Annotated in this window: 22 protein-coding genes; 5 read left to right on the top strand and 17 right to left on the bottom strand. The window is 66.9% G+C overall.

Annotated features, from left to right (window positions below; genetic code table 11):
• Positions 1-7 precede the first annotated feature (7 nt).
• The 10 genes from VQ065_RS12415 to VQ065_RS12370 all read right to left on the bottom strand — a co-directional run bounded on the left by VQ065_RS12415 (position 8) and on the right by VQ065_RS12370 (position 8,315).
• A complete protein-coding gene (locus VQ065_RS12415) occupies positions 8-1,267 on the bottom strand; it encodes a TPM domain-containing protein (RefSeq protein WP_023098692.1) in 1,260 nt (419 codons plus the stop codon).
• Positions 1,268-1,339: 72 nt separating this feature from the next.
• Positions 1,340-2,476: a flagellar biosynthesis protein FlhB gene (flhB, locus tag VQ065_RS12410; protein ID WP_003083056.1), complete on the bottom strand. Its 1,137-nt coding sequence runs from the start codon at positions 2,474-2,476 to the stop codon at positions 1,340-1,342.
• Between the two features lie 2 nt (positions 2,477-2,478).
• Entirely contained in the window at positions 2,479-3,255 is a 777-nt protein-coding gene (fliR, locus tag VQ065_RS12405) for a flagellar biosynthetic protein FliR (RefSeq protein WP_003083054.1), read from the bottom strand.
• On the bottom strand, positions 3,255-3,524 hold the full coding sequence (gene fliQ / locus VQ065_RS12400) for a flagellar biosynthesis protein FliQ (RefSeq protein ID WP_003083053.1): 270 nt from the start codon (positions 3,522-3,524) through the stop codon (positions 3,255-3,257). Before fliQ ends, fliR begins: the two co-directional genes overlap by 1 nt.
• 44 nt (positions 3,525-3,568) lie before the next feature.
• Positions 3,569-4,336, bottom strand: coding sequence for a flagellar type III secretion system pore protein FliP (gene fliP / locus VQ065_RS12395; protein ID WP_003083052.1), 768 nt, complete (start codon positions 4,334-4,336; stop codon positions 3,569-3,571).
• Positions 4,333-4,785 carry a flagellar biosynthetic protein FliO gene (gene fliO / locus VQ065_RS12390; RefSeq protein WP_003087090.1) on the bottom strand — a complete coding sequence of 151 codons (453 nt, stop codon included), beginning with the start codon at positions 4,783-4,785 and terminating at the stop codon, positions 4,333-4,335. Before fliO ends, fliP begins: the two co-directional genes overlap by 4 nt.
• A 1-nt stretch (position 4,786) precedes the next feature.
• Positions 4,787-5,260: a flagellar motor switch protein FliN gene (gene fliN, locus VQ065_RS12385; protein ID WP_003083049.1), complete on the bottom strand. Its 474-nt coding sequence runs from the start codon at positions 5,258-5,260 to the stop codon at positions 4,787-4,789.
• Between the two features lie 27 nt (positions 5,261-5,287).
• Positions 5,288-6,259, bottom strand: coding sequence for a flagellar motor switch protein FliM (fliM, locus tag VQ065_RS12380; RefSeq protein ID WP_003083045.1), 972 nt, complete (start codon positions 6,257-6,259; stop codon positions 5,288-5,290).
• A 7-nt stretch (positions 6,260-6,266) separates the two neighbouring features.
• A complete protein-coding gene (gene fliL, locus VQ065_RS12375) occupies positions 6,267-6,788 on the bottom strand; it encodes a flagellar basal body-associated protein FliL (protein ID WP_003083042.1) in 522 nt (173 codons plus the stop codon).
• A gap of 243 nt (positions 6,789-7,031) precedes the next feature.
• Positions 7,032-8,315 (bottom strand): flagellar hook-length control protein FliK, encoded by a 1,284-nt coding sequence (locus tag VQ065_RS12370; RefSeq protein WP_003087086.1) that lies wholly within the window; start codon positions 8,313-8,315, stop codon positions 7,032-7,034.
• Positions 8,316-8,502: 187 nt separating this feature from the next.
• On the opposite strand from VQ065_RS12370, the gene VQ065_RS12365 reads away from it, so the two are divergent.
• Both VQ065_RS12365 and VQ065_RS12360 read left to right on the top strand, forming a co-directional pair.
• Positions 8,503-9,090 (top strand): UPF0149 family protein, encoded by a 588-nt coding sequence (locus VQ065_RS12365; RefSeq protein ID WP_003083037.1) that lies wholly within the window; start codon positions 8,503-8,505, stop codon positions 9,088-9,090.
• Positions 9,091-9,101: 11 nt separating this feature from the next.
• Positions 9,102-9,509, top strand: a complete 408-nt coding sequence (locus VQ065_RS12360) for a YbaN family protein (RefSeq protein ID WP_003087079.1) — start codon at positions 9,102-9,104, stop codon at positions 9,507-9,509.
• A gap of 8 nt (positions 9,510-9,517) precedes the next feature.
• Here the strand turns inward: VQ065_RS12360 and VQ065_RS12355 are convergent, their stop codons facing one another.
• The 4 genes from VQ065_RS12355 to mexM all read right to left on the bottom strand — a co-directional run bounded on the left by VQ065_RS12355 (position 9,518) and on the right by mexM (position 15,998).
• Positions 9,518-10,963 (bottom strand): sensor histidine kinase, encoded by a 1,446-nt coding sequence (locus VQ065_RS12355; protein WP_003140283.1) that lies wholly within the window; start codon positions 10,961-10,963, stop codon positions 9,518-9,520.
• A complete protein-coding gene (locus VQ065_RS12350; RefSeq protein WP_003083028.1) occupies positions 10,941-11,630 on the bottom strand; it encodes a heavy metal response regulator transcription factor in 690 nt (229 codons plus the stop codon). Before VQ065_RS12350 ends, VQ065_RS12355 begins: the two co-directional genes overlap by 23 nt.
• 103 nt (positions 11,631-11,733) lie before the next feature.
• Positions 11,734-14,844 (bottom strand): multidrug efflux RND transporter permease subunit MexN, encoded by a 3,111-nt coding sequence (gene mexN / locus VQ065_RS12345; protein WP_003087066.1) that lies wholly within the window; start codon positions 14,842-14,844, stop codon positions 11,734-11,736.
• Complete coding sequence (gene mexM / locus VQ065_RS12340; protein ID WP_003133235.1) at positions 14,841-15,998, bottom strand: multidrug efflux RND transporter periplasmic adaptor subunit MexM; 1,158 nt, start codon at positions 15,996-15,998, stop codon at positions 14,841-14,843. Before mexM ends, mexN begins: the two co-directional genes overlap by 4 nt.
• Before the next feature lie 180 nt (positions 15,999-16,178).
• Here mexM and lapG point away from each other — a divergent pair, with 180 nt between their 5' ends.
• Both lapG and lapD read left to right on the top strand, forming a co-directional pair.
• A complete protein-coding gene (gene lapG, locus VQ065_RS12335; protein WP_003140286.1) occupies positions 16,179-16,892 on the top strand; it encodes a cysteine protease LapG in 714 nt (237 codons plus the stop codon).
• Positions 16,893-18,845, top strand: coding sequence for a cyclic di-GMP receptor LapD (gene lapD / locus VQ065_RS12330; protein ID WP_003087063.1), 1,953 nt, complete (start codon positions 16,893-16,895; stop codon positions 18,843-18,845). It abuts the gene before it with no gap.
• A 106-nt stretch (positions 18,846-18,951) separates the two neighbouring features.
• Here the strand turns inward: lapD and lasI are convergent, their stop codons facing one another.
• Positions 18,952-19,557: an acyl-homoserine-lactone synthase LasI gene (lasI, locus tag VQ065_RS12325; RefSeq protein WP_003083017.1), complete on the bottom strand. Its 606-nt coding sequence runs from the start codon at positions 19,555-19,557 to the stop codon at positions 18,952-18,954.
• A gap of 131 nt (positions 19,558-19,688) precedes the next feature.
• Here lasI and rsaL point away from each other — a divergent pair, with 131 nt between their 5' ends.
• Entirely contained in the window at positions 19,689-19,931 is a 243-nt protein-coding gene (rsaL, locus tag VQ065_RS12320) for a quorum-sensing transcriptional regulator RsaL (RefSeq protein ID WP_003083010.1), read from the top strand.
• On the opposite strand, the gene lasR is transcribed toward rsaL, so the two are convergent.
• Positions 19,921-20,640 carry a transcriptional regulator LasR gene (gene lasR, locus VQ065_RS12315; protein ID WP_057379677.1) on the bottom strand — a complete coding sequence of 240 codons (720 nt, stop codon included), beginning with the start codon at positions 20,638-20,640 and terminating at the stop codon, positions 19,921-19,923. The genes rsaL and lasR overlap by 11 nt on opposite strands.
• 450 nt (positions 20,641-21,090) lie before the next feature.
• Positions 21,091-23,799, bottom strand: coding sequence for a cation-transporting P-type ATPase (locus tag VQ065_RS12310; protein WP_003087057.1), 2,709 nt, complete (start codon positions 23,797-23,799; stop codon positions 21,091-21,093).
• Positions 23,800-23,929 lie beyond the last annotated feature (130 nt).

Genomic DNA, 23,929 nt, shown 5'->3' with positions numbered 1-23,929 from the left:
GAACCCATTACCAACTGCCCGAGGCACCGCCTCCGCCGCTGGAACCACCGCCCCCGGAAAAGCCGCCGGACGACGAGGAGGAAGAGGAGGAGGAACCGCCGCCGGAGCTTCCCGACGAGCCTCCACCACCCCCACTCAGGCGTACCTGGCCGAACACCAGCAGCCCGAGCATGAGCTGGAACGGTAGCAGGGCCAGCCAGACCAGCGGTGCGTCCAGGCCACCGGACAGCAATCCGAGCAGCAGGCAGGCCGCCAGCAACGCCCACAATCGGCGGTGGAAACTTTTCCGCCGCTCGCGCCACAGCGAGCGCATCAGGCGGTAGTTCGACCAGCAGAGAACCGCCAGCATCAGCACCCCGGCCGGCCACAGCAGGCCGTAGATGAAGGACACCGCGCTGAACCAATGCGCCGCCAGCCCGAGCAGGGCTACATAGACCAGTACGCCGATCACCAGGTAGAAGGCCGGGCGCACCGTCCACAGCGCGCCGAAGGTCGCGCCGCCGACCAGCATGCACAGCGGAGCGACCAGCAGCACGCTCATCCATTCGCCGGAAGCGCCGGCCAGCGTGCCCAGCAGCCAGCAGAGCAGCGCCCCGCCGAGCAGCCAGGGCCAGCGCAGCGCCCGGGCACTCAACAGCACTCCGGCCAACGATCCGTAGATGAAGGCGACCAGCAGCGCCCAGGCTTCCGCCGGCAATTGCCCCAGCGAGACTTTCGGCGCACCCGACGACGCGGCCGCCGGCAGCGTTTCGCCGTCGACCAGGCGGATCAGCTCGTCCACCGCGGCCTCGATCCCGCCGGCGTAGTCACCCTCGCGAAATGCCGGGGCCATCCGCTCGCGAATGATCCGTCCGGCGACCACATCGGGCACCGCGCCCTCCAGGCCGTAGCCGACCTCGATGCGCATGCGCCGGTCATCCTTGGCCACCACCAGCAGCAGACCGTCGTCGACCGCCTTGCGGCCGAGCTTCCAGGCCTGGAACAACTTGTCGGAGAAGGCTTCGATATCGAGGGTACCGGTAGTCGGCAGCATCACCACCGCGATCTGCGCACCGCGTCGCCGCTCCAGCGCCTCGAGCTTCTCCACCAGGCGTTGGCGCGTCGCCTCGTCCAGCGTGTGGGTGGCATCCACCAGCCGCTCCGACAGGGGCAAGGCGACCCATTCCGCCGGCGCTTCGGCGTGCGCAGGCATCCAGGGCAGCAGCCAGGCCAGGGCGAGCAACAGGAGGACAGGCGGGAAAATACGATCAGACAAGGTTCGATCCATGAACGGCAAAGCTCTCATCCCGAGCGGGTATCGGCCAAGGCTGCCACAGCGCGGCGCGTAGCTCCAGCCAGGTCACTCGTCGCGACGCAGGTCCGGCGGGATCGGCAGGTCCTTCAACGGGCTCGGCCGCTTGCCCTTGCCGGCCTGGTACTGCTTGAGCTGGTAGACATAGGCCAGCACCTGGGCCACGGCGAGATAGAGCCCGGCGGGAATCTCCTGGTCCAGCTCGGTGGAGTAGTACACCGCTCGCGCCAGCGCCGGCGACTCCATGACCATCACCTTGTGCTCCTGGGCCACCTCGCGGATCTTCAGGGCCAGGAAATCGTTGCCCTTGGCCAGCAGCAGCGGCGCCCCGCCGCCCGCCGGGTCGTACTTCAGGGCTACGGCGAAGTGGGTCGGGTTGGTGATCACCACGTCGGCCTCCGGCACCGCCGCCATCATCCGTCTCTGCGCCATCTCGCGCTGCATCTGGCGGATCTTCGACTTGACCTCGGGCTTGCCCTCGGAGTCCTTGTATTCGTCGCGGACTTCCTGCTTGGTCATCAGCAGCTTCTGGCGGTTGTCCCAGATCTGGTAGGGCACGTCCACCGCGGCGATCAGCAGCAGGCTGCAGGCCATCCAGAAGGCGCTCCAGCCGACCACCCGCACGCTGTGCAGGATCGCCTGCTCGAGCGGCTGGTGCGCCAGGGCCAGGAGGGCGTCGCGGTCGGCGGATAGCACCAGCAGGGCCACCGCCAGCACCACCAGGAACTTGATCAGCGCCTTGCTCAGTTCGAGCAGCGACTTGGCGGAAAACATCCGCTTCAGCCCCGACAGCGGGTTGAGCCGGCTGAACTTGGGTTGCAGGGCGTCCATCGAGAACAGCCAGCCGCCGAGGGCGATCGGCCCGACGATCGCCGCCACCAGCAGCATCAGCAGGATCGGCCAGAGCCCCTGGGCAGCCAGGTAGGCCGAAGCGCCGAGCAATTGCAGCATGCTCTCGGTATTCATCGCGGTTTCCCGGGACAGCTCGAAATTGCTGCGCATCAGGCGCAACAGGGCGCCCGCCAGGTCGGCGCCGTAGATCAGCAGGCCGCCGGCGCCGGCCATGAGGATGGCCAGGGTGTTCAGCTCCCGCGAACGCGGCAACTGCCCTTTCTCGCGCGCCTCGCGGCGGCGTTTCTCCGTGGGTTCCTCTGTCTTGTCCTGCCCGCTCTCGCTCTCGGCCATGGCTATTTCGCCCGCACCAGTTCACGGAGGAATTGCAGGGCCTCGCCGGCCAGCACCTGGTACTGGCTGAGCAGGTCGGCGGTGCCGATCCAGAGGATCACCAGGCCCAGCACCAGGGTCAACGGAAAGCCGATGGAGAAGATGTTCAGTTGCGGCGCCGCGCGGGTCATGGCGCCGAAGGCGAGGTTCACCACCAGCAGCGCGGTGATCGCCGGCAGCGCCAGCAGCAGTGCCGCGCCCATCACCCAGCCGAGCTTGCCGGCGATGATCCAGAAATGGTTGCCGCTCAGGCCCTCGCCCACCGGCAGGGTGACGAAGCTCTCGGCGATTACCTCGAACACTACCAGGTGGCCGTTCATCGCCAGGAACAGCAGCGTCACCAACATGGTGAAGAACTGGCCGAGCACCGGCACCGAGACGCCGTTGGCCGGGTCGACCATGGAAGCGAAGCCCAGGCCCATCTGCATCGAGATGATCTGCCCGGCGATCACGAAGGCGTGGAACAGCAACTGCAGGGAAAAGCCGAGCAAGGCGCCGACCAGGATCTGCTCGCCGATCAGCAGCATGGCCTTCATGCTCAGCGCGTCCACCTGCGGCATCGGCGGCAGGTTCGGCACCAGCACCACGCAGACGCCCAGCGCCAGGTACAGTCGCACCCGCACCGGCACCAGCTGGGTGCCGATCACCGGCATGGTCATCAGCAGCGCCGCGACCCGGAACAGCGGCAGCACGAAGCTGGCGATCCAGCCGCCGATCTGTGCGTTGGTCAGCTCCAGCATCAGCCGATCAGTAGCGGGATGTTGCCGATCAGCGTCTGGGTGTATTCCATCAGCTGCCGCAGCAGCCAGGGGCCCAGCACGATCAGGGTGAGCAGGATCACCATCAGGCGCGGCAGGAAGCTCAGGGTCTGTTCGTTGATCTGGGTGGCGGCCTGGAACATCGCCACCACGAGACCGACCAGCAGGCTCGGAACCACCAGCACGCCGACGATCATCGCCGTCAGCCACAACGCCTCGCGGAACAGGTCGAGTGCCACCTCAGGGGTCATGTCTCTCTCCAGCGCGCCAGCGGCGCGTCAAGCCGGCGGCACCGCTAGACGGTGCCGAAACTGCCCGCCAGCGTCCCGATGATCAGCGCCCAGCCATCCACCAGGACGAACAGCATGATCTTGAACGGCAGGGAAATGATCAGCGGCGACAGCATCATCATGCCCATCGCCATCAGCACGCTGGACACCACCAGGTCGATGATCAGGAACGGGATGAAGATCATGAAGCCGATCTGGAACGCGGTCTTCAGCTCGGACGTGACGAAGGCCGGGACCAGGATGGTCAGCGGCGTCGCCTCCGGGCTGCCGATGTCGGTGCGCTTGGACAGGCGCACGAACAACTCCAGGTCGGAGGTGCGAGTCTGCGCCAGCATGAACGCCTTCAGCGGTACCTCGGCCTTTTGCAGGGCTTCCTGGGCGGGAATCTGCTCGTTCAGGTAGGGCTGCAGGGCCTGGCTGTTGATCTTGTCGAATACCGGGGCCATGACGAACATGGTCAGGAACAGCGCCAGCCCCACCAGCACCTGGTTCGACGGCGTCGATTGCAGGCCCAGCGCCTGGCGCAGGATGGAGAAGACGATGATGATCCGGGTGAAGCTGGTCATCAGCATGACGAACGCCGGGATGAAGCTCAGCGCGGTCATGATCAGCAGGATCTGCAGGCTGACCGAATACTCCTGCTGGCCCTGGCCGTTGGTGGTCACGGTGATCGCCGAGATCGATGTCGGGTCGGCGGCCAGCGCCGGCCACGGCGCCAGCAGCAGGAGGCAGAGCGCGGCGAGCGCGCCGGCCAGGGAGATGCGCGGAGTCATGGCTTACCCTTGGGGTCCTTGTTCAGCAGCTCCAGCAGGCGCTGGGCGAATTCCGGCGTGGCCGGCTCGCCGTCCGGCAGGTGTATCGGCTCCTTGAGCACGTGCAGCGGCGTGATCCGGCCGGGCGTCAGGCCGAGCAGGATCTGCTCCTCGCCGACCTGCACCAGCACCAGCCGGTCGCGCGGACCCAGCGGCTGACTGGCAAGGGTGCGGATCAAGCGGTTGCCGCGCGGACCGGCCTGTTGCACCCGGCGCACCAGCCAGGCGAGCAGGAAGATCAGGCCGATCACCAGGCCCAGGCCGAGCACCAGTTGGGCCAGTTGCGCGGCGGCGCCGGAAGCGGCGCCCACCGTCGGCGCGGCGGCACCCGTCGTCCCCTCGGCGGCGCACAGCGGCGCGCTCAGCGAGGCGAGTGCCGGCAGGAAGCCGGCGAACAGGTAGCGACGCATGTCAGCGCAGCTTCTTGATGCGTTCGCTGGGACTGATCACGTCGGTCAGGCGGATGCCGAACTTCTCGTTCACCACCACCACCTCGCCGTGGGCGATCAGGGTGCCGTTGACCAGTACGTCCAGCGGCTCGCCGGCCAGGCGATCGAGTTCGATCACCGACCCCTGGTTCAGCTGCAGCAGGTTGCGGATGCTGATGTCGGTATGCCCGACTTCCATGGAGATGGTCACCGGGATGTCCAGGATCACATCCAGGTTGGGCCCCTCCAGGCCGGAAATGGTCGGCGCCTTCGGCGAAGCGCCGAACTCTTCCATCGGCGCCCGCGGGGTGCTCGGCTCCGCCACGGGGGTCGCGCCGCCCTGGGCCATCAGCGCATCGATGTCGTCCTGGCTGGCGTCGCCCGCCTCGGCCAGCGCCGCCGCCCACTCGTCGGCCAGTGCCTGTTCCTCGGTGGTCACTTTTTCTTCGTCTGCCATGGTTCGTCTTTCCTCCGGGGGAAGCGATCAGCGCGAGCGCTCGACCGCTTCGAGAATCTGTAGCGCCAGGTTGCCCTTGTGGGCGCCCAGCTTGACCTTGAAGGCGGGCACGCCGTTGGCGCGCATCACCATGTGTTCCGGCATCTCCACCGGGATCACGTCGCCCGGCTGCATGTGCAGGATGTCGCGCAGCTTGAGCTGGCGGCGGACCACGGTGGCGCCGAGCGGTACCTGGACGTCCAGCACGTCCTCGCGCAGGGCCTTGATCCAGCGCTCGTCCTGGTCGTCGTGGTCGGACTGGAAACCGGCGTCGAGCATCTCGCGGATCGGCTCGATCATCGAATAGGGCATGGTGATGTGCAGGTCGCCGCCACCGCCGTCCAGTTCGATGTGGAAGGTGGAGACCACCACCACCTCGCTGGGACTGACGATGTTGGCCATGGCCGGGTTGACCTCCGAGTTGACGTACTCGAAGTTCATCTCCAGCACCGCCTGCCAGGCTTCCTTCAGATCGACGAAGGCCTGCTCCAGCACCATCCGCACCACCCGCAGTTCGGTCGGGGTGAACTCGCGGCCCTCGATCTTGGCGTGGCGGCCGTCGCCGCCGAAGAAGTTGTCCACCAGCTTGAACACCAGCTTGGCGTCGAGGATGAACAGCGCGGTGCCGCGCAGCGGCTTCATCTTCACCAGGTTGAGGCTGGTGGGAACGTACAGCGAGTGCACGTACTCGCCGAACTTCATCACCTGCACGCCGCCGACCGCGACGTCGGCCGAACGGCGCAGCAGGTTGAACATGCTGATGCGGGTGTAGCGGGCGAAACGCTCGTTGATCATCTCCAGGGTCGGCATGCGGCCCCGGACGATGCGGTCCTGGCTGGTCAGGTCATAGGACTTGACCGATCCCGGCGTCGCCTCGACTTCGGTTTCCACCAGGCCATCGTCGACGCCGTGCAACAGCGCGTCGATTTCATCCTGGGAAAGCAGATCTTGCACGGCCATGGGATACCTACTGCAGCACGAAATTGGTGAACAACACTTGTTCGATAGCCAGTTGGCCGGTTTCCTTCTTGGCCAGTTCCTGCAATCCGGCGGTCGCCTGCTGGCGGAGCATTTCCTTGCCCACCGGAGTCACCAGCGAGTCGAAACTCTGACTCGAGAACAGCATCACCAGTTTATTGCGAACCAGCGGCATGTGCTCGCGCAATGCGTCCATCTGCGCCTTGTCGCGCCCCATCAACGCGACGCCGACCTGCATGTAGCGCTGCCGGCCGTTCTGGTTGAAGTTGACGACGAAGGCCGGCGCCAGGATCTCGTAGAGCGCCGGCTGCTTGCCCGGCTTCGCCGCCTCGCTGGCGACTTCCTCGGTCTTCTCGGCCTTCAGCGACTTGCTGAGGAAGAACCAGGTGCCGCCCACCGACAGGCCGATCGCCAGCAGCAGGCCGACCACGATCAGCAGGATCAGCTTCAGCTTGCTCTTGCCGCCGCTCGGAGCCCCCGCGTCGGCGGGTGTCGCCTCTTTCTTAGCCATGCCAAAAATCCGTCGCTATAGCGTCAAATGAAGGGTTTCACAGGGGCAGAGCAAGGGTTGTGCCATTTCTGCAACGCCGCCCCGCCCCCTGGGGCCAGCCCCGGAATGCTGTCCGAGATGATAGACGGCGCGGATATTACAGCCTGGCCACAGGAAATCATCCCCGTCTTTTGCGAAATCGCCCGCTCCGGAAAAAGAAAGGCCTCCCGCAGGAGGCCCAAAGGGGAAATGCAGTCGTTCGCCTCAGGCGTAGTAGTCGACCAGACCGCGCGCCGCCGAGGAACCCGGCCGGCTGCGGATCTCGCTGACTCCGGCAAGGGTTTCCTCATCGCCCGAGGCGTCGCCGGCAAAGCCGCGTCCGCGCGCCGATCCGCCCTCGCCCTGCTGCTGGCCCTGCCAGCCCCGCGCCAGCGACTGGTCGGAGACGTTCACGTCGAGCTGGTTCATGCCCTGCTGGCTGAACATGTCGCGCAGCCGGTGCATCTGGCTTTCCAGGGCGTCGCGAACGCCGGCGTTGGGACTGGCGAAGGTCACCTGGGTCTGGTCGGCGGTCATGTGGATGCGCACGTCCAGGCGTCCCAGCTCGGCCGGGTCGAGCTGGATCTCCGCCGACTTCAGGTTCTGGCTGGACATCCACATCACCCGGTCCACCACCGCCTCGCTCCAGCCGTTCTGCTGCATCGCCACCGGCTGGCCGGGCACCGTGCCGTTCACCGGACGGTTGGTCAGGGCCTGTTGCGCCATGGCCTGGGTCAGCCCGTTGAGCTTGGCCGCGAAAGGTTCACCGCGGGGTTCCGCCTTGCTCTCCAGCAGGCTCTCGGAGGCGGCGCTGGCGACGGCCGGCTCGGCGGTCTGCTGCAACTGGGCCTCGAGCGCCTTGCCGTCGACGGCCTTGGTCAAGGAATCCGAGGTCAGGCCGGCAAGGGCATCGCCGAGGTTCGCCTGGCGGGGATCGGCGCTCTTCGCCGGCCCGCCTTTCGCCGTCTGCGCGGCGTCCTGGGCGCCCTGCTCCAGGGCCATGTTCACTGCCGGAACGCCGTTGAGCTTGACCAGGGTCGGGTCGCTGCTGGCTTCGGTCAGGCTGGCCGGAGCACTGCTGGCCGTCGGCACGGCCGGCGGCAGCAAAGTCGCCTGGGTATTCTCGTCGAGCATCGGCACGGCGCCGCCGAGGCCGAGCAGTTGCAGCGGATCGACCGGCGTTTCGACTTTATCTTCGCCGTCGGCCTTGGCCTGGCCGTCGGCCGGCAAAGGCTTGCCGTCTTCGGCAACGGCCGGTTGCCCGGCGGCATCCGTCGGCTGCGCCTCGGCAGCCTCCTTGCCGGCGTCCCGCGGCTTGTCCCGCGAACCCTTGGAGGGACCGTCGGCGCGCTCGGCGGGCTTCTTCGCGGTCTCCTTGGCATACATGTCGGAGAAGCTGGAAGTCTTGTCGTTACTGGGCTCAGGCGTTTTCTGCTGGCTCTTCGGCGCAGCGGCCTTGGGCTTTACATCAGGCGTCGGCGGCAACAACACACCAGGGGCGACGGCCATGGGAATTCTCCATTTGCGAAGGGATTGCATCGTGGCTTGCGCAAGGGATGGAGCAAGGTCCGGGCCAACTTCGCCGAGAGCGTCCGTGAAACGCTCGCCAGGGCGCCGCAGCAGGCACGCTCGCTTTGCCCGCAGGTCCCGTCTGGACTACAATCCAGAGCCGCATCCCTCCCGAGGTAGTACCCTGATGTCCTTCGCCGAAAAACTGTCCCGTCTGCAAGCCTTCCTCGATGCCGATGACCTGCACGAAGAAGCGCTGGACTACGTGGCGACCCACGGCTACCTGACCGCCCTCTCCATCTGCCCGGAGCAGGTGCCGGAGCGGGAGTGGATCGACGCCCTGTTCGCCGAACCGCCGCACTACCGCAGCGATGAGGAGCGCCAGGAGATCGAGACTTCCCTCGAGCAGCTCAAGGCGCACATCACCCGCGTGCTGGCCAGCGACGAAGACCTCGAGCTGCCCTGCGACCTCGACCTCGGCGACGAGCCGGACGACTCCGACCTGCGCGGCTGGTGCATCGGCTTCATGGAAGGCGTGTTCCTTCGCGAGGAAGTCTGGTTCGAGCAGGCCGAGGAGGAAGTCAGCGAGCTGCTGCTGCCGATCATGGTCGGCTCCGGCCTGTTCGACGAGCAGCCCGAGTTCGACGAGATCGCCCGCGACCGCCACCTGGTGGACGACATGGTCGCGCAGATTCCCGACCTGCTGACCAACCTGTTCCTGCTCTGCCAGGCGCCGGAAGAAAAGCCCGCCCTGCTCAAGCCGCGCACGCACTAAGGAGCGCCGCGGTGGCGCAGCGGGAAATTCGCCCGAGCGCTCGTGCCTGGGTGCGCTATAGCCTCCAGGCCGTGGGTTTCCTAAGCGTAGCCCTGGGCGTGATCGGCATCTTCCTGCCGGTGCTGCCGACCACGCCTTTCCTGCTCCTCGCGGCGGCCTGCTTCATGCGCAGCTCGCCGCGCTTCTACCACTGGCTGGTCGGCCATCCACGGCTCGGCCCGTGGATCCGCGACTATCTCGACGGCGAAGGCATCCCGCTCAAGGGCAAGGTCTACGCCATCGGCCTGATGTGGGCCAGCATCGCCCTTTCCTGCTACCTGGTCCGACGCCCCTGGGCCCAGGGCTTCATGCTGACCAGCGCGGTACTGGTCAGCATCTATATCCTCCGCCAGAAGACCCGCCCGCCGCACGACGCCTGAGGGCCCGCTCAGGACAGTGCCGGATCGCCCTCGCCCAGCGGCAAGCGGTCGCCGGACCCGCGTCGCTCGGGGCTCAGCACGGTGAAGCCGAAGGTGTTCCAGCCGTCCGCGCTGTCGACGAACACCGAACCGCCGTGCATGCTCGCCACCGCCTTGACGATGGACAGGCCGAGGCCATGGTTGGCCTCGCTGTTGCTGCGCGCCGCGTCGACCCGATAGAAGCGCTCGAACAGGTGCCTGCGGTGCTCGTCGGCGATCGGCACGCCGGGGTTGCTCACCGCCACCCGCACTTCGTCGCCACGCCGCTCGACGCCGACCCGCAGCGTGCCGCCGGCGGCGGTGTGCTGGGCGGCGTTGTACAGCAGGTTGGTCACCGCCCGCTGGAACAGGGCGCGCTCGACCAGCGCGCGGGCCTCGCCGCGCACCTCGATACCGACCCCGGCCTCGTCGAAGATCACCTCGAGGAAATCCACCGTGGTGGCGATCTCGCCGGCCAGCGAGGTTTCCTCACGCTCGCAGGCCAGGCGTCCCTGGTCGGCGCGGGCGAGGAACAACATATCGTTGACGATCGCCCGCAGCCGCTCCAGCTCCTCCAGGTTGGATTGCAGGACCTCTTCGTAATGTTCGCCGCTGCGTTCGCGGGACAACGCCACCTGGGTCTGGCCGATCAGGTTGGTCAATGGCGTGCGCAGCTCGTGGGCGACGTCGGCATTGAACGACTCCAGGCGCACGTAGGCCTGCTCCAGGCGGTCCAGGGCGCCGTTGAACGCCCCCACCAGCTCGCGCAGCTCGGCCGGCAGCGGCGAGAGCTGCAAGCGCTGCGACAACTGCCGCGGGCTGATCCGCCGGGCCTCCTCGGAGAGCCGATGCACCGGCCACAGGCCCAGGCGGGCGATCCAGTGGCCGAGCAACGAGGCCAGCAGTACGCCGAGGGCGGACAGGCCGAGCAGCCATTTCACGGTGGAGGTCCGCGCCTCGTGGAACGCCGCGCTGTCGATGGCGGTGACGTAGGTCAGCCGCGGCCGCCCCTCGCGCGCCGGCAACACGCCGACCCGCGCAGTCAGCGCGTACCGGTGCTCCGGCAACTGCAGTTCGTAGCGGCCGGCGCCATCGGCGATCAGCCGCTGCACCGGTTCGCTGAAGCGCCCGTAGTGATAGCGCGGGTCGTCGCTGTCAATCCAGAAACGGATCAGCTCGTACTCCTGGCTCAGGTTGTCCAGCTTGCCCTGCAGGTGCGGCCAGCGCTCGGCCAGGTCGGGATGGTCGAGCATCCGCGAGACCATGTTGAAGCGCACGTCCACCTCGCCCTGCTGCAGGCGCTCGGTCTGGCGGTCGAGGATGCAATAGAGCATGGTGCCGATGAGGGCGAAGATCACCACCGCGGCGCCGGCGAACATTCCCGCCAGGCGGGTCGACAAGGACATGCCCACCTCAGCCCGACTCCGCCAGCGCACGGTTCTCCAGGACGTAGCCCATGCCCCGGATGGTATGCAGCAGCTTGTTCTCGAACGGACCGTCGAGCTTGGCGCGCAGGCGCTTGATCGCCACCTCCACGACATTGGTATCGGTATCGAAGTTGATGTCCCAGACCAGTTCGGCGATCGCCGTCTTCGATAGGATCTCGCCGCTGCGCTGGGCCAGCACGCAGAGCAGCGCGTACTCCTTGGCAGTCAGCTCCAGGCGAGTGTTGCCGCGGAAGACCTTGCGGCTGAGCAGGTCGATGGACAGGTCGGCGATGCGCATCTGCGAATGGCTTTCGTGGTTGCCGCCGCGCCGGGTCAGGGCCTGCAGGCGGGCAACCAGTTCGAGGAAGGAGAACGGCTTGATCAGGTAGTCGTCAGCGCCCTCGCGCAGCCCGCGCACCCGGTCTTCCACGCGCTCGCGCGCGGTGAGCATGATCACCGGGGTCTGCCGCCGCTCGCGCAACGCCCGCAGAACGCCGTAGCCGTCGACGCCCGGCAGCATCACGTCGAGCACGATCACGTCGTACTCGCCATGGAGCGCCAGGTGGCGACCGTCGATGCCGTTGTCCGCCAGGTCCACGGTGAACCCCTGTTCACTGAGGCCACGGTTCAGGTAGTCCGCCGTCTTCGCCTCGTCCTCGACAATCAGTACCCGCATCTATCGCCCGATCCTCTGTTCGCCTTCGCATCCCGGGCGGGACGCATGCCTGCCTGCATCCTAGCCACGCGCCGCCGTCCAGGAAAGCCGTGTCCGTTACGCCTCATGTCGCCGTCGCCCCAGCGGTTCCGCCGTCCGAGGTCGTCGCCCCGCGCCGGTGGAACAGCCGCTCCAGGGCCAGGTATACCACCGGCGTGCTGAACAGGGTCAGCACCTGGCTCACCAGCAGCCCGCCGACCACCGCGATGCCCAGAGGCTGGCGCAGCTCGGAACCGGTGCCGAAGCCGATCATCAGGGGTATCGCGCCCAGCAGCGCGGCCAGGGTGGTCATCATGATCGGCCGGAAACGGGTCAGGCAGGCCTGGTAGATCGCCTGCTCCGCGCTCATGCCCTGCTCGCGCTGGGCGACGATGGCGAAGTCGACCATGAGGATGCCGTTCTTCTTGACGATACCGATCAGCAGCACGATGCCGATCAGCGCCATGATCGAGAAGTCCTGGCCCCAGGCCCAGAGCAGGAACACCGCGCCGATCCCCGCCGAGGGCAGGGTCGAAAGGATCGTCAGCGGATGCACGAAACTCTCGTAGAGCACGCCGAGGATGATGTACACCGCAATCAGCGCGGCGAGGATCAGCAGCGGTTGCGAGGCCAGCGAACTCTGGAAGGCCTGCGCCGCGCCCTGGAACACGCCGATAATGGTCGAGGGCATGCCGATCTCCTCCTGGGCGCGCTGCACCGCCTGCACCGCCTCGCCGAGAGACACCCCGGCAGCCAGGTTGAAGGACAGGTTGACCGCCGGGAACATGCCGTTGTGGTTGATCTGCAGCGGCCCGGAGCGCGGCGCCGCGACCTTGGCGATGGCAAACAGCGGGACCATCTCGCCGCTCAGCGGCGAGCGCAGGTAGAACCAGTCCAGGCTTTCCGCGCGGCCGCGCTGGCGCGCATCGAGTTCGAGGACCACCTTGTACTGGTTGACCTCGGTCTGGTACTCGCCGACCTGGCGCTGGCCGAAGGCGTCGTAGAGGGTCTGGCTGACATCCTCGGCGCTGAGGCCGAAACGCGCCGCGGCCACCCGGTCGATGTCCAGCGCGGTGACGCTGGCGCCGACCTGCAGGTCGTTGGACACATCCATCAGCCCCGGCACCTGCTTCAGGCGCTCGGTGAGGCGTTGCGCCCAGAGCGCCAGCTGGGTGCTGTCGCTGCTGCGCAGGGCGTACTGGTACTGGGTCCGCGAGGGTCCGGAACTGAGGTTGATGTCCTGCGCCGCGCGCAGGTAGAGCATGATTCCCGGCACCTTGGCCAGTTGCGGGCGCAGCCGGTCGATGAACTCGCCGACCGAGACATCGCGCTCGCCACGGTCCTTGAGGACGATCCAGAAACGCCCGTTGGCCAGGCTCTGGCTACCGCCGGTGACGCCCACCGCATGGTTGTAGCTCTGCACCGCCGGGTCGCTGGCGATGATCTCGGCCAGTTGCCGGTGCTTGGCGACCATGTCGTCGTAGGAGATATCCTCGGCAGCCTGGCTCGTGCCGAAGACGAAGGCGGTGTCCTGCAAGGGGAAGAAACCCTTGGGAATCCCGACGTAGCCGGCCACCGCCACCAGCACGGTAAAGGCGAAGCCGACCAGCATCAGCCGCTGGTGCCCGAGCGCCCAGCGCAGGCCGCGTTCGTAGCCGCCGGTCAGCCATTCGGCGAAGCCCTTTCTCGGCGCTTCGGCATGCCGCAATGCCGGCATGAAGCGCGAAGCCAGCATCGGCGCCAGGGTCAGCGAAGCGACCACCGAGATCAGGATCGCCACCGTCACGCTGACCGCGAATTCGCGGAACAGCCGGCCGACGATCCCGCCCATGAACAGCAGGGGAATGAACGCGGCGATCAGCGAGAAGCTGATGGAAATCACGGTAAAGCCGATCTCCGCCGCGCCCTTGAGCGCCGCCTCGACCTTCGAGGCGCCCGCTTCCAGGTGTCGGTGGATGTTCTCCACGACCACGATGGCGTCGTCGACGATGAAGCCGACGGCGATGATCAGCGCCACCAGGGTCAGGTTGTTGAGGGTGAAGCCGAGCACGTACATCGCCGCGAAGCTGGCGCTCAGGGACACCGCCAGCACCGTGGCGACGATCAGGGTCGCCGACAGCTGGCGGAGGAACAGGCCCATCACCAGCACCACCAGGCCAATGGTCAGCAGCAGGGTCAGTTCGACCTCGTGCAGCGATGAGCGAATGGTCCGGGTGCGATCGTTGAGCACGTCTACCTCGATGGTCGCCGGGAGCATCTCGCGCAGGCGCGGCAATGCGGCCTGGATCGCGTCGGCGGTATCGACGATGTTCGCCCCAGGCTGGCGGAGGATCACCAGCGCCACCCCGGGCACGCCGTTCGGCCAGGCCTGCACGTAGTCGTCCTCGGGCGCCGAGACGATCCGCGCCACGTCCTTGAGGAACACCGGCGCGCCCTGGCGGTAGGCGACCACCAGGTCGTCATAGTCGCTGGCGTTGAACAACTGGTCGTTGGCCGCGAGGGTCGACACCCGCCCCTCGCCGTAGAGCGCACCCTTGGCCAGGTTGACGCTGGCCGACTGCAACGACTGGCGCAGGTCGGCCAGGGTCAGCTGGTAGGCGGCGAGCTTCTCCGGCTGGGCCTGGATGCGGATCGCCGGGCGCTGCTGGCCGACCACGAAGATCTGCCCCACGCCGTTCACCTGGCTGAGCTGGCGGGCGAGGATGGTCTCGGCGTAATCGCTGAGTTCGATCAGCGGCATCATCTCCGAGTTGACCCGCAGGATCATGATCGGGCTGTCCGCCGGGTTGACCTTGCGCCAGGTCGGCAGGTTCGGCATGTCCACCGGCAGCCGCCCGGCCGCGGCGTTGATCGCCGCCTGGACCTCCTGGGCGGCGACGTCGATGCTCTTGTCGAGGCTGAACTGCAGGGTCAGGGTGCTGGTGCCCAGGGCGCTGCTGGAGGTCATCTCGGTGATCCCGGGAATCGCGCTGAACTGCACTTCCAAGGGGGTGGCCACCGACGAGGCCATGGTTTCCGGGCTACCGCCGGGCAGCAAGGCGTTGATCTGGATGGTCGGGAAGTCCGCCTCCGGCAACGGCGCCACGCCGAGCCGGAGGAACGCCAGCAGCCCCAGCAGCAGCGAGGCCAGGGTCAGCAGCGCGGTGGCGATCGGGTGCCGTACGCACCAGCCGGAAATCCCGGCGCGCGGCGTCACGGCCGCCGCTCCGTGACCTGGGCCAGGCTCGGGCGCGGCTCCTGGATATCGACCAGGGCGCCTGGCATCAGCCGCGAGTGGCCGTCCACCACCACCTGGTCACCGCTGGCCAGGCCTTCCACCACACTGAGGCCGTCGATGTCCTGGAGCACCCGCACTGGCACCGCCTCGACCCGGTCGGCGGCGACCCGGTAGACGAAATTGCCCTCCAGGCCGCGGCGCACCGCCTTGCTCGACAGCACCAACTGGTCGCGCCGGACCCCGGTGTGCAGGCTCACCGCGACGAACTGCCCGGGCCAGAGCCGGGCCTGGCGGTTATCGAAGGAGGCGCGCACGCGGATGGTGCCGGTGGAACTGTCGATCTGGTTGTCGATGGTCAGCAACCGGCCCTCGCCCAGCGCGCTCCCGCCGTCGCGGCTGTAGGCGCGCACCGCCGCCTCGCCGCCGAGCAGCGCCTGCAACTGGGGCAACTGTTCCTGTTGCAGGGAGAAGACTACGGAGATCGGTGCGATCTGGGTCACGCTGAACAGGCCGAGACTGTCGCCGACCCGCACCAGGTTGCCGACATCGACGTTGCGGATACCGACCTTGCCGGATACCGGCGAGGTGATCCGGGTGTAGGACAGGCGCACCCGCTCGGCGTTGATGGTGGCATCGTTGGCCTTCAGGGTCGCGCGCAACTGGTCGACCGTCGCCTGCTGCTGGTCCAGCAGTTGGCGTGACACCGCACGCTCGGCATACAGGCTGCGGTAGCGTTGCAGGTCCTGCTCGGCGGATTTCAGCTGGGCCTGGTTGCTCGCCCTGGAGGCCTGCGCCTGCTCCAGCGCGGCGACGACGGCGCGGTCATCGATGGTCGCCAGCAACTCGCCCGCCTCGACCATCTGCCCTTCGCTCACCAGCAGGCGGGTCAACTGGCCGTCGATCTGGGTGCGGATCACCACGTTGTGCAACGAAGTCACCGTGCCGATGCCGCTGACCTGTTGCTCGACGTCGCGCCGCTCCACCCGCGCCACGTTCACCGGGACCCTGGCCGGCGCGGGCGCCGCCTTCGCCCCGGCGTCGCCGCCGAGCCATGCCCAACCGCCGAAGGCGACCAGGCCCGCCGCCAGCACGCCCACCAGGACCCGTCCCCCACCACTGCGCAACGCCTGCATCTGTCCACCTTTCCCAGTGGCCGGCCTCGCGCGGCCGACTTCGTTCTTCTTTATAAGCAGCGCAGCGGGACCCCACCCTGACCCCTGAATGACAATCCTGTCAGTTTCGCCGGACACCCCGCGCTGGCAGGCCGCCCGGCGCTCTCGTAGACTTCGCTGAGTCCTTCCGGAGCCCGCTCGATGTCCCCACCCCCCGGCGCCCGCCGGCCCTGCCCCAGGGCCTACGCCCCCTGGCTGCTGTCGCTGGCGGCGACATTGCTGCTGGCAGTCGGCGCGGCGCTGGCGCAGTGGGACCTGGAGTCGATACTGAGCCGTGCCGAGCAGCGCTACGGCGAGCTAGGCGCGGCGAAATCACGCCTGGGCGACTGGGGCCGCCTGCTCGAACAGGGCGGCACGCTCGACGAAGCGGCCAAGCTGCGCGCGGTCAACGACTTCTTCAACCAGTCGCTACGCTTCACCGACGACATCGAAATCTGGCAGCAGGAAGACTACTGGGCGACTCCGGTCGAGGCGCTGGTCAAGGGCGCAGCCGACTGCGAGGACTACGCCATCGCCAAGTACGTGACCCTGCGTCGCCTCGGCGTCGCCAGCGACAAGCTGCGCATCACCTACGTCAAGGCCCTGCGCCTGAACCAGGCGCACATGGTGCTGACCTGGTACGCCAGCCCGGGCGCCGACCCACTGGTGCTGGACAACCTGATCGGCGAGATCCGCCCCGCTTCGCAACGCGACGACCTGTTGCCGGTGTACGCCTTCAATGCCGAGGGCCTCTGGCTGCCCGGCGCCGACGGCGGACGCCGGACCGGCGACAGCAAGAAGCTGTCGCGCTGGCAGGACCTGCTGACCAAGATGCGCGCCGAAGGCCTCGACCTCGACGCACCCAAGGAGGATTGAATGTCACTGCTCAAGCAATTGTTCCTCGCCATCTGCCTGTTCCTCGTCGTCGCCTTCAGCGGCAGCTTCGTCAGCAGCGTGGAGAACTCCCGCGAGCAGTTGCGCGGCCAGTTGCGCTCCCACGCCCAGGACGCCGCCACCGCCCTCGGCCTGTCCCTGACGCCGCACGTGGACGACCCGGCGATGGTGCAACTGATGGTCAGCTCGATCTTCGACAGCGGCTACTTCGCCAGCATCCGGGTGATCGACATCAAGAGCGGCAAGCCGCTGGTCGAGCGCGTGCAGGCGCATGACGAGCGCACGGTGCCAGGCTGGTTCGCGCGCCTGGTGGATCTCCAGCCCCAGGGTGGCGACGCGCTGATCATGCGCGGCTGGGAACAGGCGGCGCGGGTCGAGGTGGTCAGCCATCCGCAATTCGCCCTGGCGCGCCTGTGGGACAGCGCCCTGGGCAGCCTCTACTGGTTGCTGGCCTGCGGCGCGGCGAGCCTGCTGCTTGGCGGCTGGCTGCTGCGCCGCCAACTGCGCCCGCTCGACCAGATGGTGCGCCAGGCCCATGCCATCAGCCGGCGGGAATTCCTCAGCCTGCCCAGGCTGCCGCGCACGCCGGAGCTGCGCCGCGTGGTGCAGGCGATGAACCAGATGGTGGAGAAACTTCGCACGCTGTTCGCCGAGGAGGCTGCGCGTAGCGACAAGCTACGCGCCCAGGCCTACCAGGACAGTCTCACCGGCCTGCCCAACCGGCGCCTGTTCGACGCCCGCCTCAACGAACAGCTGGGTGCCGGCGAGCACGAGCATGCCGGGCAGCTCCTGCTGCTGCGCCTGAACGACCTGAACGGGCTGAACCAGCGTCTCGGCGGGCAACGCACGGATGAACTGATCCAGGCGGTCGCCCGCTTGCTGGTCGACTCCTGCGGCCAGCAAGGGCGCGCCGACTGGCTGCTGGCCCGCAGCCGCGGCGGCGAGTTCGCCGTGCTGGCTCCCGGTTGCTCCCGCGAGCAGGCCGAACGCCTGGCCGAGGAACTCTGCGAAGGCCTGGAGAACCTTGCCCGCACCGGTGCCAGCGATCTCACGCCGGTCGCCTATCTCGGTATCAGCGCGTTCGCCGAAGGCGACTCGCCCGCGGATCTCCTGGCCGGTGCCGACCAGGCCCTGGCCCAGGCCGAAAGCCAGCCCGCCCAGCCCTGGGCGAGCCAGGACGGCACCGCGCTCGCGGCGCTCAACGATAGCCAGGACTGGCACGACTGGATCGACCAGGCCCTGACGGAGCGCCGCCTGCTGCTCTATTTCCAGCCGGTGGTGGACTGCCTGGACACCCAGCGCGTCCTCCACCACAAGGTCCTCGCGCGCCTGCTCGACCCGCAGGCCACGGCCATCGCCGCCGGGCGCTTCCTGCCCTGGATAGAACGTTTCGGCTGGGCCGCGCGCCTGGACCTGGCGATGCTCGAACAGAGCCTGGAGCACCTGCGGCGCCATCCACGGCCGCTGGCGCTGAGCCTGTCGGCCGCCAGCGTCCGCAATGCGCAGGCGTTCGCCCCACTACTGGCCCTGCTCAAGGCGCATCCGCAGGAGGCGCGCCAGCTGACCCTGGAACTGGACGAGCGGCACCTGCCAGCCGCGGCCGAACTGGAGCGCCTCAGCCAGGTCCTGCGCGAACTGGGCTGCGGTCTCGGCCTGCAGCATTTCGGCGGTCGCTTCAGCCTGATCGGCAACCTTACCCATCTGGGGCTGGCCTACCTCAAGCTGGACGGCTGCTACCTGCATGCCGTCGACCGGGAAGGCGACAAGCGGTTGTTCATCGAAGCGGTCTATCGCACCACCCACAGCATCGATCTACCGTTGATCGCGGAACAGGTGGAAACCCACGGTGAACTCGAAGTACTGCGGGAAATGGGCTTGCGTGGCGCCATGGGACGCCTGTTCGGCAGCCCGGCGCCCTGGTCCGGGGATGCCTGATAGCGAGTCCGGAGCGGGTCGGACTCGCTTTACAGCGGATTCGGCATCGACGCCAGGCGCTCCCTCTCCGACAGAGAACGCGCCGGCGCGAGCCGACAGGTCCCCGTCATGAAACCGCCAGTCGCTGTTCCACCAGCACTCCCCCGTAAAGCGCGATCTGGGTCTTGGCATTGAGTTCGATGCGCAAGGCCACCGCGCGCTCGATGCCGATCTTCAGGTGCGGACCGAAGCGCGATACGTCCAGGCCGGCACGGATCATCATCTTCTCCACGCCTACGGTGGTTACCGTCACCAGCGTCTGGATGTCGTTCTGCAGGCTGTAGCGGGCCAGCGCGCGCATCGCCTCCAGCGTACAGTCGGAAAAGCCCAGCGAGCCTTTCTGTCCAGAGTTGATGGCGAAACGGCTGAGTTCCCAGATGTGCGGCGAGCAAGGCGCTTCCTTGCCGTGCAGAAGCTCCGGGAAGGTGTTCTTCAGCATGTAGGGGCCAGTGGTATCGAGAATTCGCCAGCAACCGAAAACCTGGGCTTCAGGAGTATCTTCCTGGATCAACATGTAATAAGGGCTGAGTGCGTCATAACCATCGATTTCCATCTCGTCGATGACACTAACGTCCCAGCCTTTGCGCTCCTTGAACACTTGAGCACGCAACTTGTGCATCTCGCCCAGCAGTTTTTTATCGAACTCTTCGCGCCGACCAATTTGTACGATCATCTTCACTTCCTCCAAATAGGAAGCTGAAGAATTTATGCAAATTTCATAATTTTATAACTAGCAAATGAGATAGATTTCGGTGAACCCGGACCCTTGCTAGGCTCGAAGAAACGTCCGAAAAGATCAGAGCAATGGCTTCACACGAGAGAACACAGCCCCAAAACATGGCCTTCCGGGCAAAGGCCACCCGCACCGCCCGACGGGAAAGCCAGGAAACTTTCTGGAGCCGCTTCGGGATAAGCCAATCCTGCGGCAGTCGTTTCGAGAATGGCGAGAACCTGCCCTTCCCTATATATCTGCTTTTGCATTTCTATATAGAAGGGCAAATTACCGATCGCCAGCTCGCCGACCTGAGAGGCAAGATCAGAGAGTAATAAGACCCAAATTAACGGCCATAATGGCCGCTACGCGGCGGGAGGTCACACCGAACTTCCGCCGAATGTTTCCCATATGGAAGTTCACATTGGCTTCCGAGCAGTTGCAGATAACCGATATCTCCCAACTGGTCTTGCCGATGGCGCACCACTGCAACACTTCCTTCTCCCGGCTGGTCAGAACCACCGGTTTGCTGACCGGATGTTCGAAGGCCAGTCCGGCACCGCTCTGCAGTGCGTAGTCCTTGAGCATCCACAGGGTCGGCAGGACCGACTCCATGAAACGGTTGGCCTCGGCCCGGTTTTCCGCTTCCACGCTGAGGCTCAGCGCGCCGAGTTCGCCGCGCGCACCATGCAGCGGCATGGTCGGCCCATACACCAGGCCGGCGGCCGAGGCTTCCTCGAAGAACTCGTGCTGCTTTCGCGTCTGGTAGATGGACGGTTCCCAGAAAATCGGCAGTACGCTCTGGGTACAGTGACTGACCGTCGGGTCGACCCGCGCGTAGCCAGCCCGGTCGTAATGCTCGCGCCAGGCGGCCGGGTAGTTGCCGACGATGAAGGCGTTCTCGTAGTCCTGGCTGTCCTTAGGCAACAGGCCGAAGAGGATCTTCGAGAATCCAAGGTCGCTCGCCATCTTCTGCAGGATGGCGCTCCACTCCAATTTTCCACTTGAGCGTTCCAGCTCAAGAAAACCGTCAACCAAGGCCATAGCGCTACGTTCTTCTTAAACTATTAACCAATCAGCCAAATATGGATTCGGCACCCGATATCCGGCACGTTGTACGGCAGTCCGAGAATCCCGGCTTCCTGCCGAGGCGCATGCGCCCGTGCCCGACGACCCCTGAAGATGTCCAGTCAGCCCACTCTATAGAGTTGGCGTTGTGCCGGAAAGGCACATTTCAGTCCCACTTAACAATAGACCGCGGCGTTTGATGCACCTAGTACGATACCCGTCCTAGAGGGTAAGCAAACGTTTAAATGTGATCTAGATCACATTTTATGCGAACTGAATACCCAGTCACGCCTGGTCCCCGGGTTCACTGTCGGCCCCTCGCCACGCGTGCGACCGCTCTCGGCCGGGCGATCCGAGGCGCAGTCGTCGGTGCGCGGCGCACGGGCAAAGGCACAGCGCCGTGGCCAAAGGGGCGACCTCGCGGCGTCAGGCCTGCCGGGCACGAACCCGGCGACATAGCCACTTTTCCAGTTCGGCGACGCAGAACAGGCCAAGCCCGGCCAGCAGCACCCGCGCCCACTCGCCCGGGGCCAGGCCGACCGAGCCGAACAGCGCCTGCAACGGCGGCGCGTAGGTATAGAGCAGTTGCAGCACCACGCAGGCGGCGATCGCCAGCAAGACCTGGCGGTTGCCGAACAGGCCCTCGCGGCTGAGCACCGAATCGTAGATATGCCGGCTGTTGAGCAGGTAGAACATCTCGCACACCACCACGCTGTTCACCGCCATGGTCCGCGCGCGCTCCAGCCCGGTGCCATGCTCCAGCTCCCAGAGGAACAGGCCCAGGGCGCCCGCCATCATCAGCAGCGAGACCAGCAGCACCCGCCAGACGAAGAACAGCGACAACAGGGGCTCCGCCGGCGGGCGCGGCGGACGCTGCATCAGGCCGCGCTCGGCCGGATCGAAGGCCAGCGCCAGGCCCAGGGTGCTGGAGGTGACCATGTTGATCCAGAGGATCTGCGCCGGCGTCATCGGCAGGGTCAGCTGGAACAGGATCGCGGCGATCACGATCAACGCCTCGCCACCGTTGGTCGGCAGCATGAAGAGGATGAATTTCTTCAGGTTGTCGTAGACCGCCCTTCCCTCGCGCACGGCATTGGCGATGGTGGCGAAATTGTCGTCGGCGAGGACCACCTCGGCCGCCTCCTTGGCCGCCTCGGTGCCCTTGTTGCCCATCGCTACGCCGACGTCGGCGCGCTTCAGCGCCGGCGCATCGTTGACCCCGTCGCCGGTCATCGCCACCACCTCGCCGCTGGCCTGCAGGGCCTGCACCAGGCGCAGCTTGTGCTCGGGGCTGGCGCGGGCGAACACATCGACGCCCGGCAGCACTTCGCGCAGGCGCTGGTCGTCGAGCAACTCGATCTCCGCGCCGGTCAGCGCCGGCCGGTCGATGCCGATCCCGAGCATGGCGCCGATCGCCCGCGCGGTGTCGACGTGGTCGCCAGTGATCATCTTCACCGCGATACCCGCCGCCTGGCATTCGGCGACCGCGGCCACGGCCTCCTCGCGCGGCGGATCGATGATGCCCACCAGGGCCAACAGGGTGAAGCCATGTTCCACGTCGGCGAAATCCAGCGTGCGCTGCTCCGCCGGCATCGCCCGCCGGGCGATGGCCAGCAGGCGCAGGCCGCGAGCGGCGGTGTCGGTGGCCAGGCGCCGCCAGTAATCCGGGTCGAGCGACCGCACCGAGTCGCCCACCCGCTCAGCCTCGCACATGTCGAGGATGCGCTCCGGCGCGCCCTTCAGGTAGACCATCGCCTGGCCCGCGTGGTCGTGGTGCAGGGTGGCCATGAAGCGATGCTCGGACTCGAACGGAATCGCATCGCTGCGTGGCCGTTCCGCCGCCAGCGCCTGCGGATCGAGGCCCAGCTTGAGGCCGAGGCTGAGCAGCGCGCCTTCGGTGGGGTCGCCCTCCAGTTGCCATGCCTCACCCTCCTGGTGCAGGCGCGCCTCGTTGCACAACAGCGCCGCGCGACCGATCTCCTGCAGATCGTCGCGTCCGGCGGGATCGAGGCCTTCGCCGTTGTGGCTGAAACCACCCAGCGGGGCGTAGCCGGCGCCGCTGACCTCGATCACCTGGTCGGCGGTGACGATACGCTGCACGGTCATCTCGTTGCGGGTCAGGGTGCCGGTCTTGTCCGAGCAGATCACCGTCACCGAACCCAGCGTCTCCACCGCCGGCAGGCGGCTGACGATGGCGTTGCGCCGGGCCATGCGCTGTACGCCGAGGGCGAGGATCACCGTCATGATCGCCGGCAGCCCCTCGGGAATCGCCGAGGCGGTCAGCGCCACCACCAGCATGAACATGTCCACCATCGGCTGGCCCTGCCAGAGGGTGCCGAGGACGAAGGTGGCGCCGGCCAGCAGCAGGATCGCCAGGGCCAGCCAGCGGCTGAAGCTGGCGATCTGTCGCAGCAGCGGAGTGGCCAGGGTGCGGACTTCGCGCAACAGCGTACCGATCCGGCCCAGTTCGGTATCCCCGGCGGTGGCGACCACCACTCCGCGCGCCTGGCCGCTGGTCACCAGGGTGCCGGAATAGGCCATGCAACGGCGGTCGCCGAGCAGCGCGTCGATGGCCACCGCGACGCAGCCCTTCTCCACCGGCACCGACTCACCGGTCAGGGCCGACTCGTCGACATGGAAGTTCTTCGTTTCGAACAGCCGCAGGTCGGCCGGCACCCGGTCGCCGGAGGCCAGCAGCACCACGTCGCCCGGTACCAGGCGTTCAGCGTCCAGCGCCTGGCGCTGGCCGTCGCGCAGGACCAGGGCATGCAGCGAAAGCATGTCGCGGATGGCGTCCAACGCGTTGGCCGCCTTGCCCTCCTGGACGAAACCGATCAGCGCGTTGACCACCACCGCCAGGAGGATTACCGCACTGTCCACCCAGAAGCCGAGCAGCGCGGTGACCAGAGAGGCGAACAGCATCATGTACAGCAGGACGTTGTGGAACTGCCGCAGCAAGCGCAGCAGCGGCCCCTGGCGTTTCGGCGCGGGCAACCGGTTGTAGCCGTGCGCCGCCAGGCGGCGGGCGGCCTCGTCCGCATCCAGGCCGGCGGCGGAGCTGTGCAATCGTTCCAGCACCCGTTGCGGCGGGCTGGCATGGGCGTCGCGGGAAGACAGGGGTGGGATGCCGTTCATGGGATTCCTGCGCCTCGTTCTGTTGAACAGAACTATCGGGCAGGCCTGCGCCGCAACGTTTGACCTGTCTCAAACGGATGCTTGCAGTTGAAAGCATCTGGCCGGGGAAAACTTTTCCGGATGTTGCGCG

This window comes from Pseudomonas sp. KBN10P06128 (genome assembly GCF_037574945.1).
Classification (GTDB): domain Bacteria; phylum Pseudomonadota; class Gammaproteobacteria; order Pseudomonadales; family Pseudomonadaceae; genus Pseudomonas; species Pseudomonas aeruginosa.
This window is presented reverse-complemented; position numbering and strand designations above follow the sequence as displayed.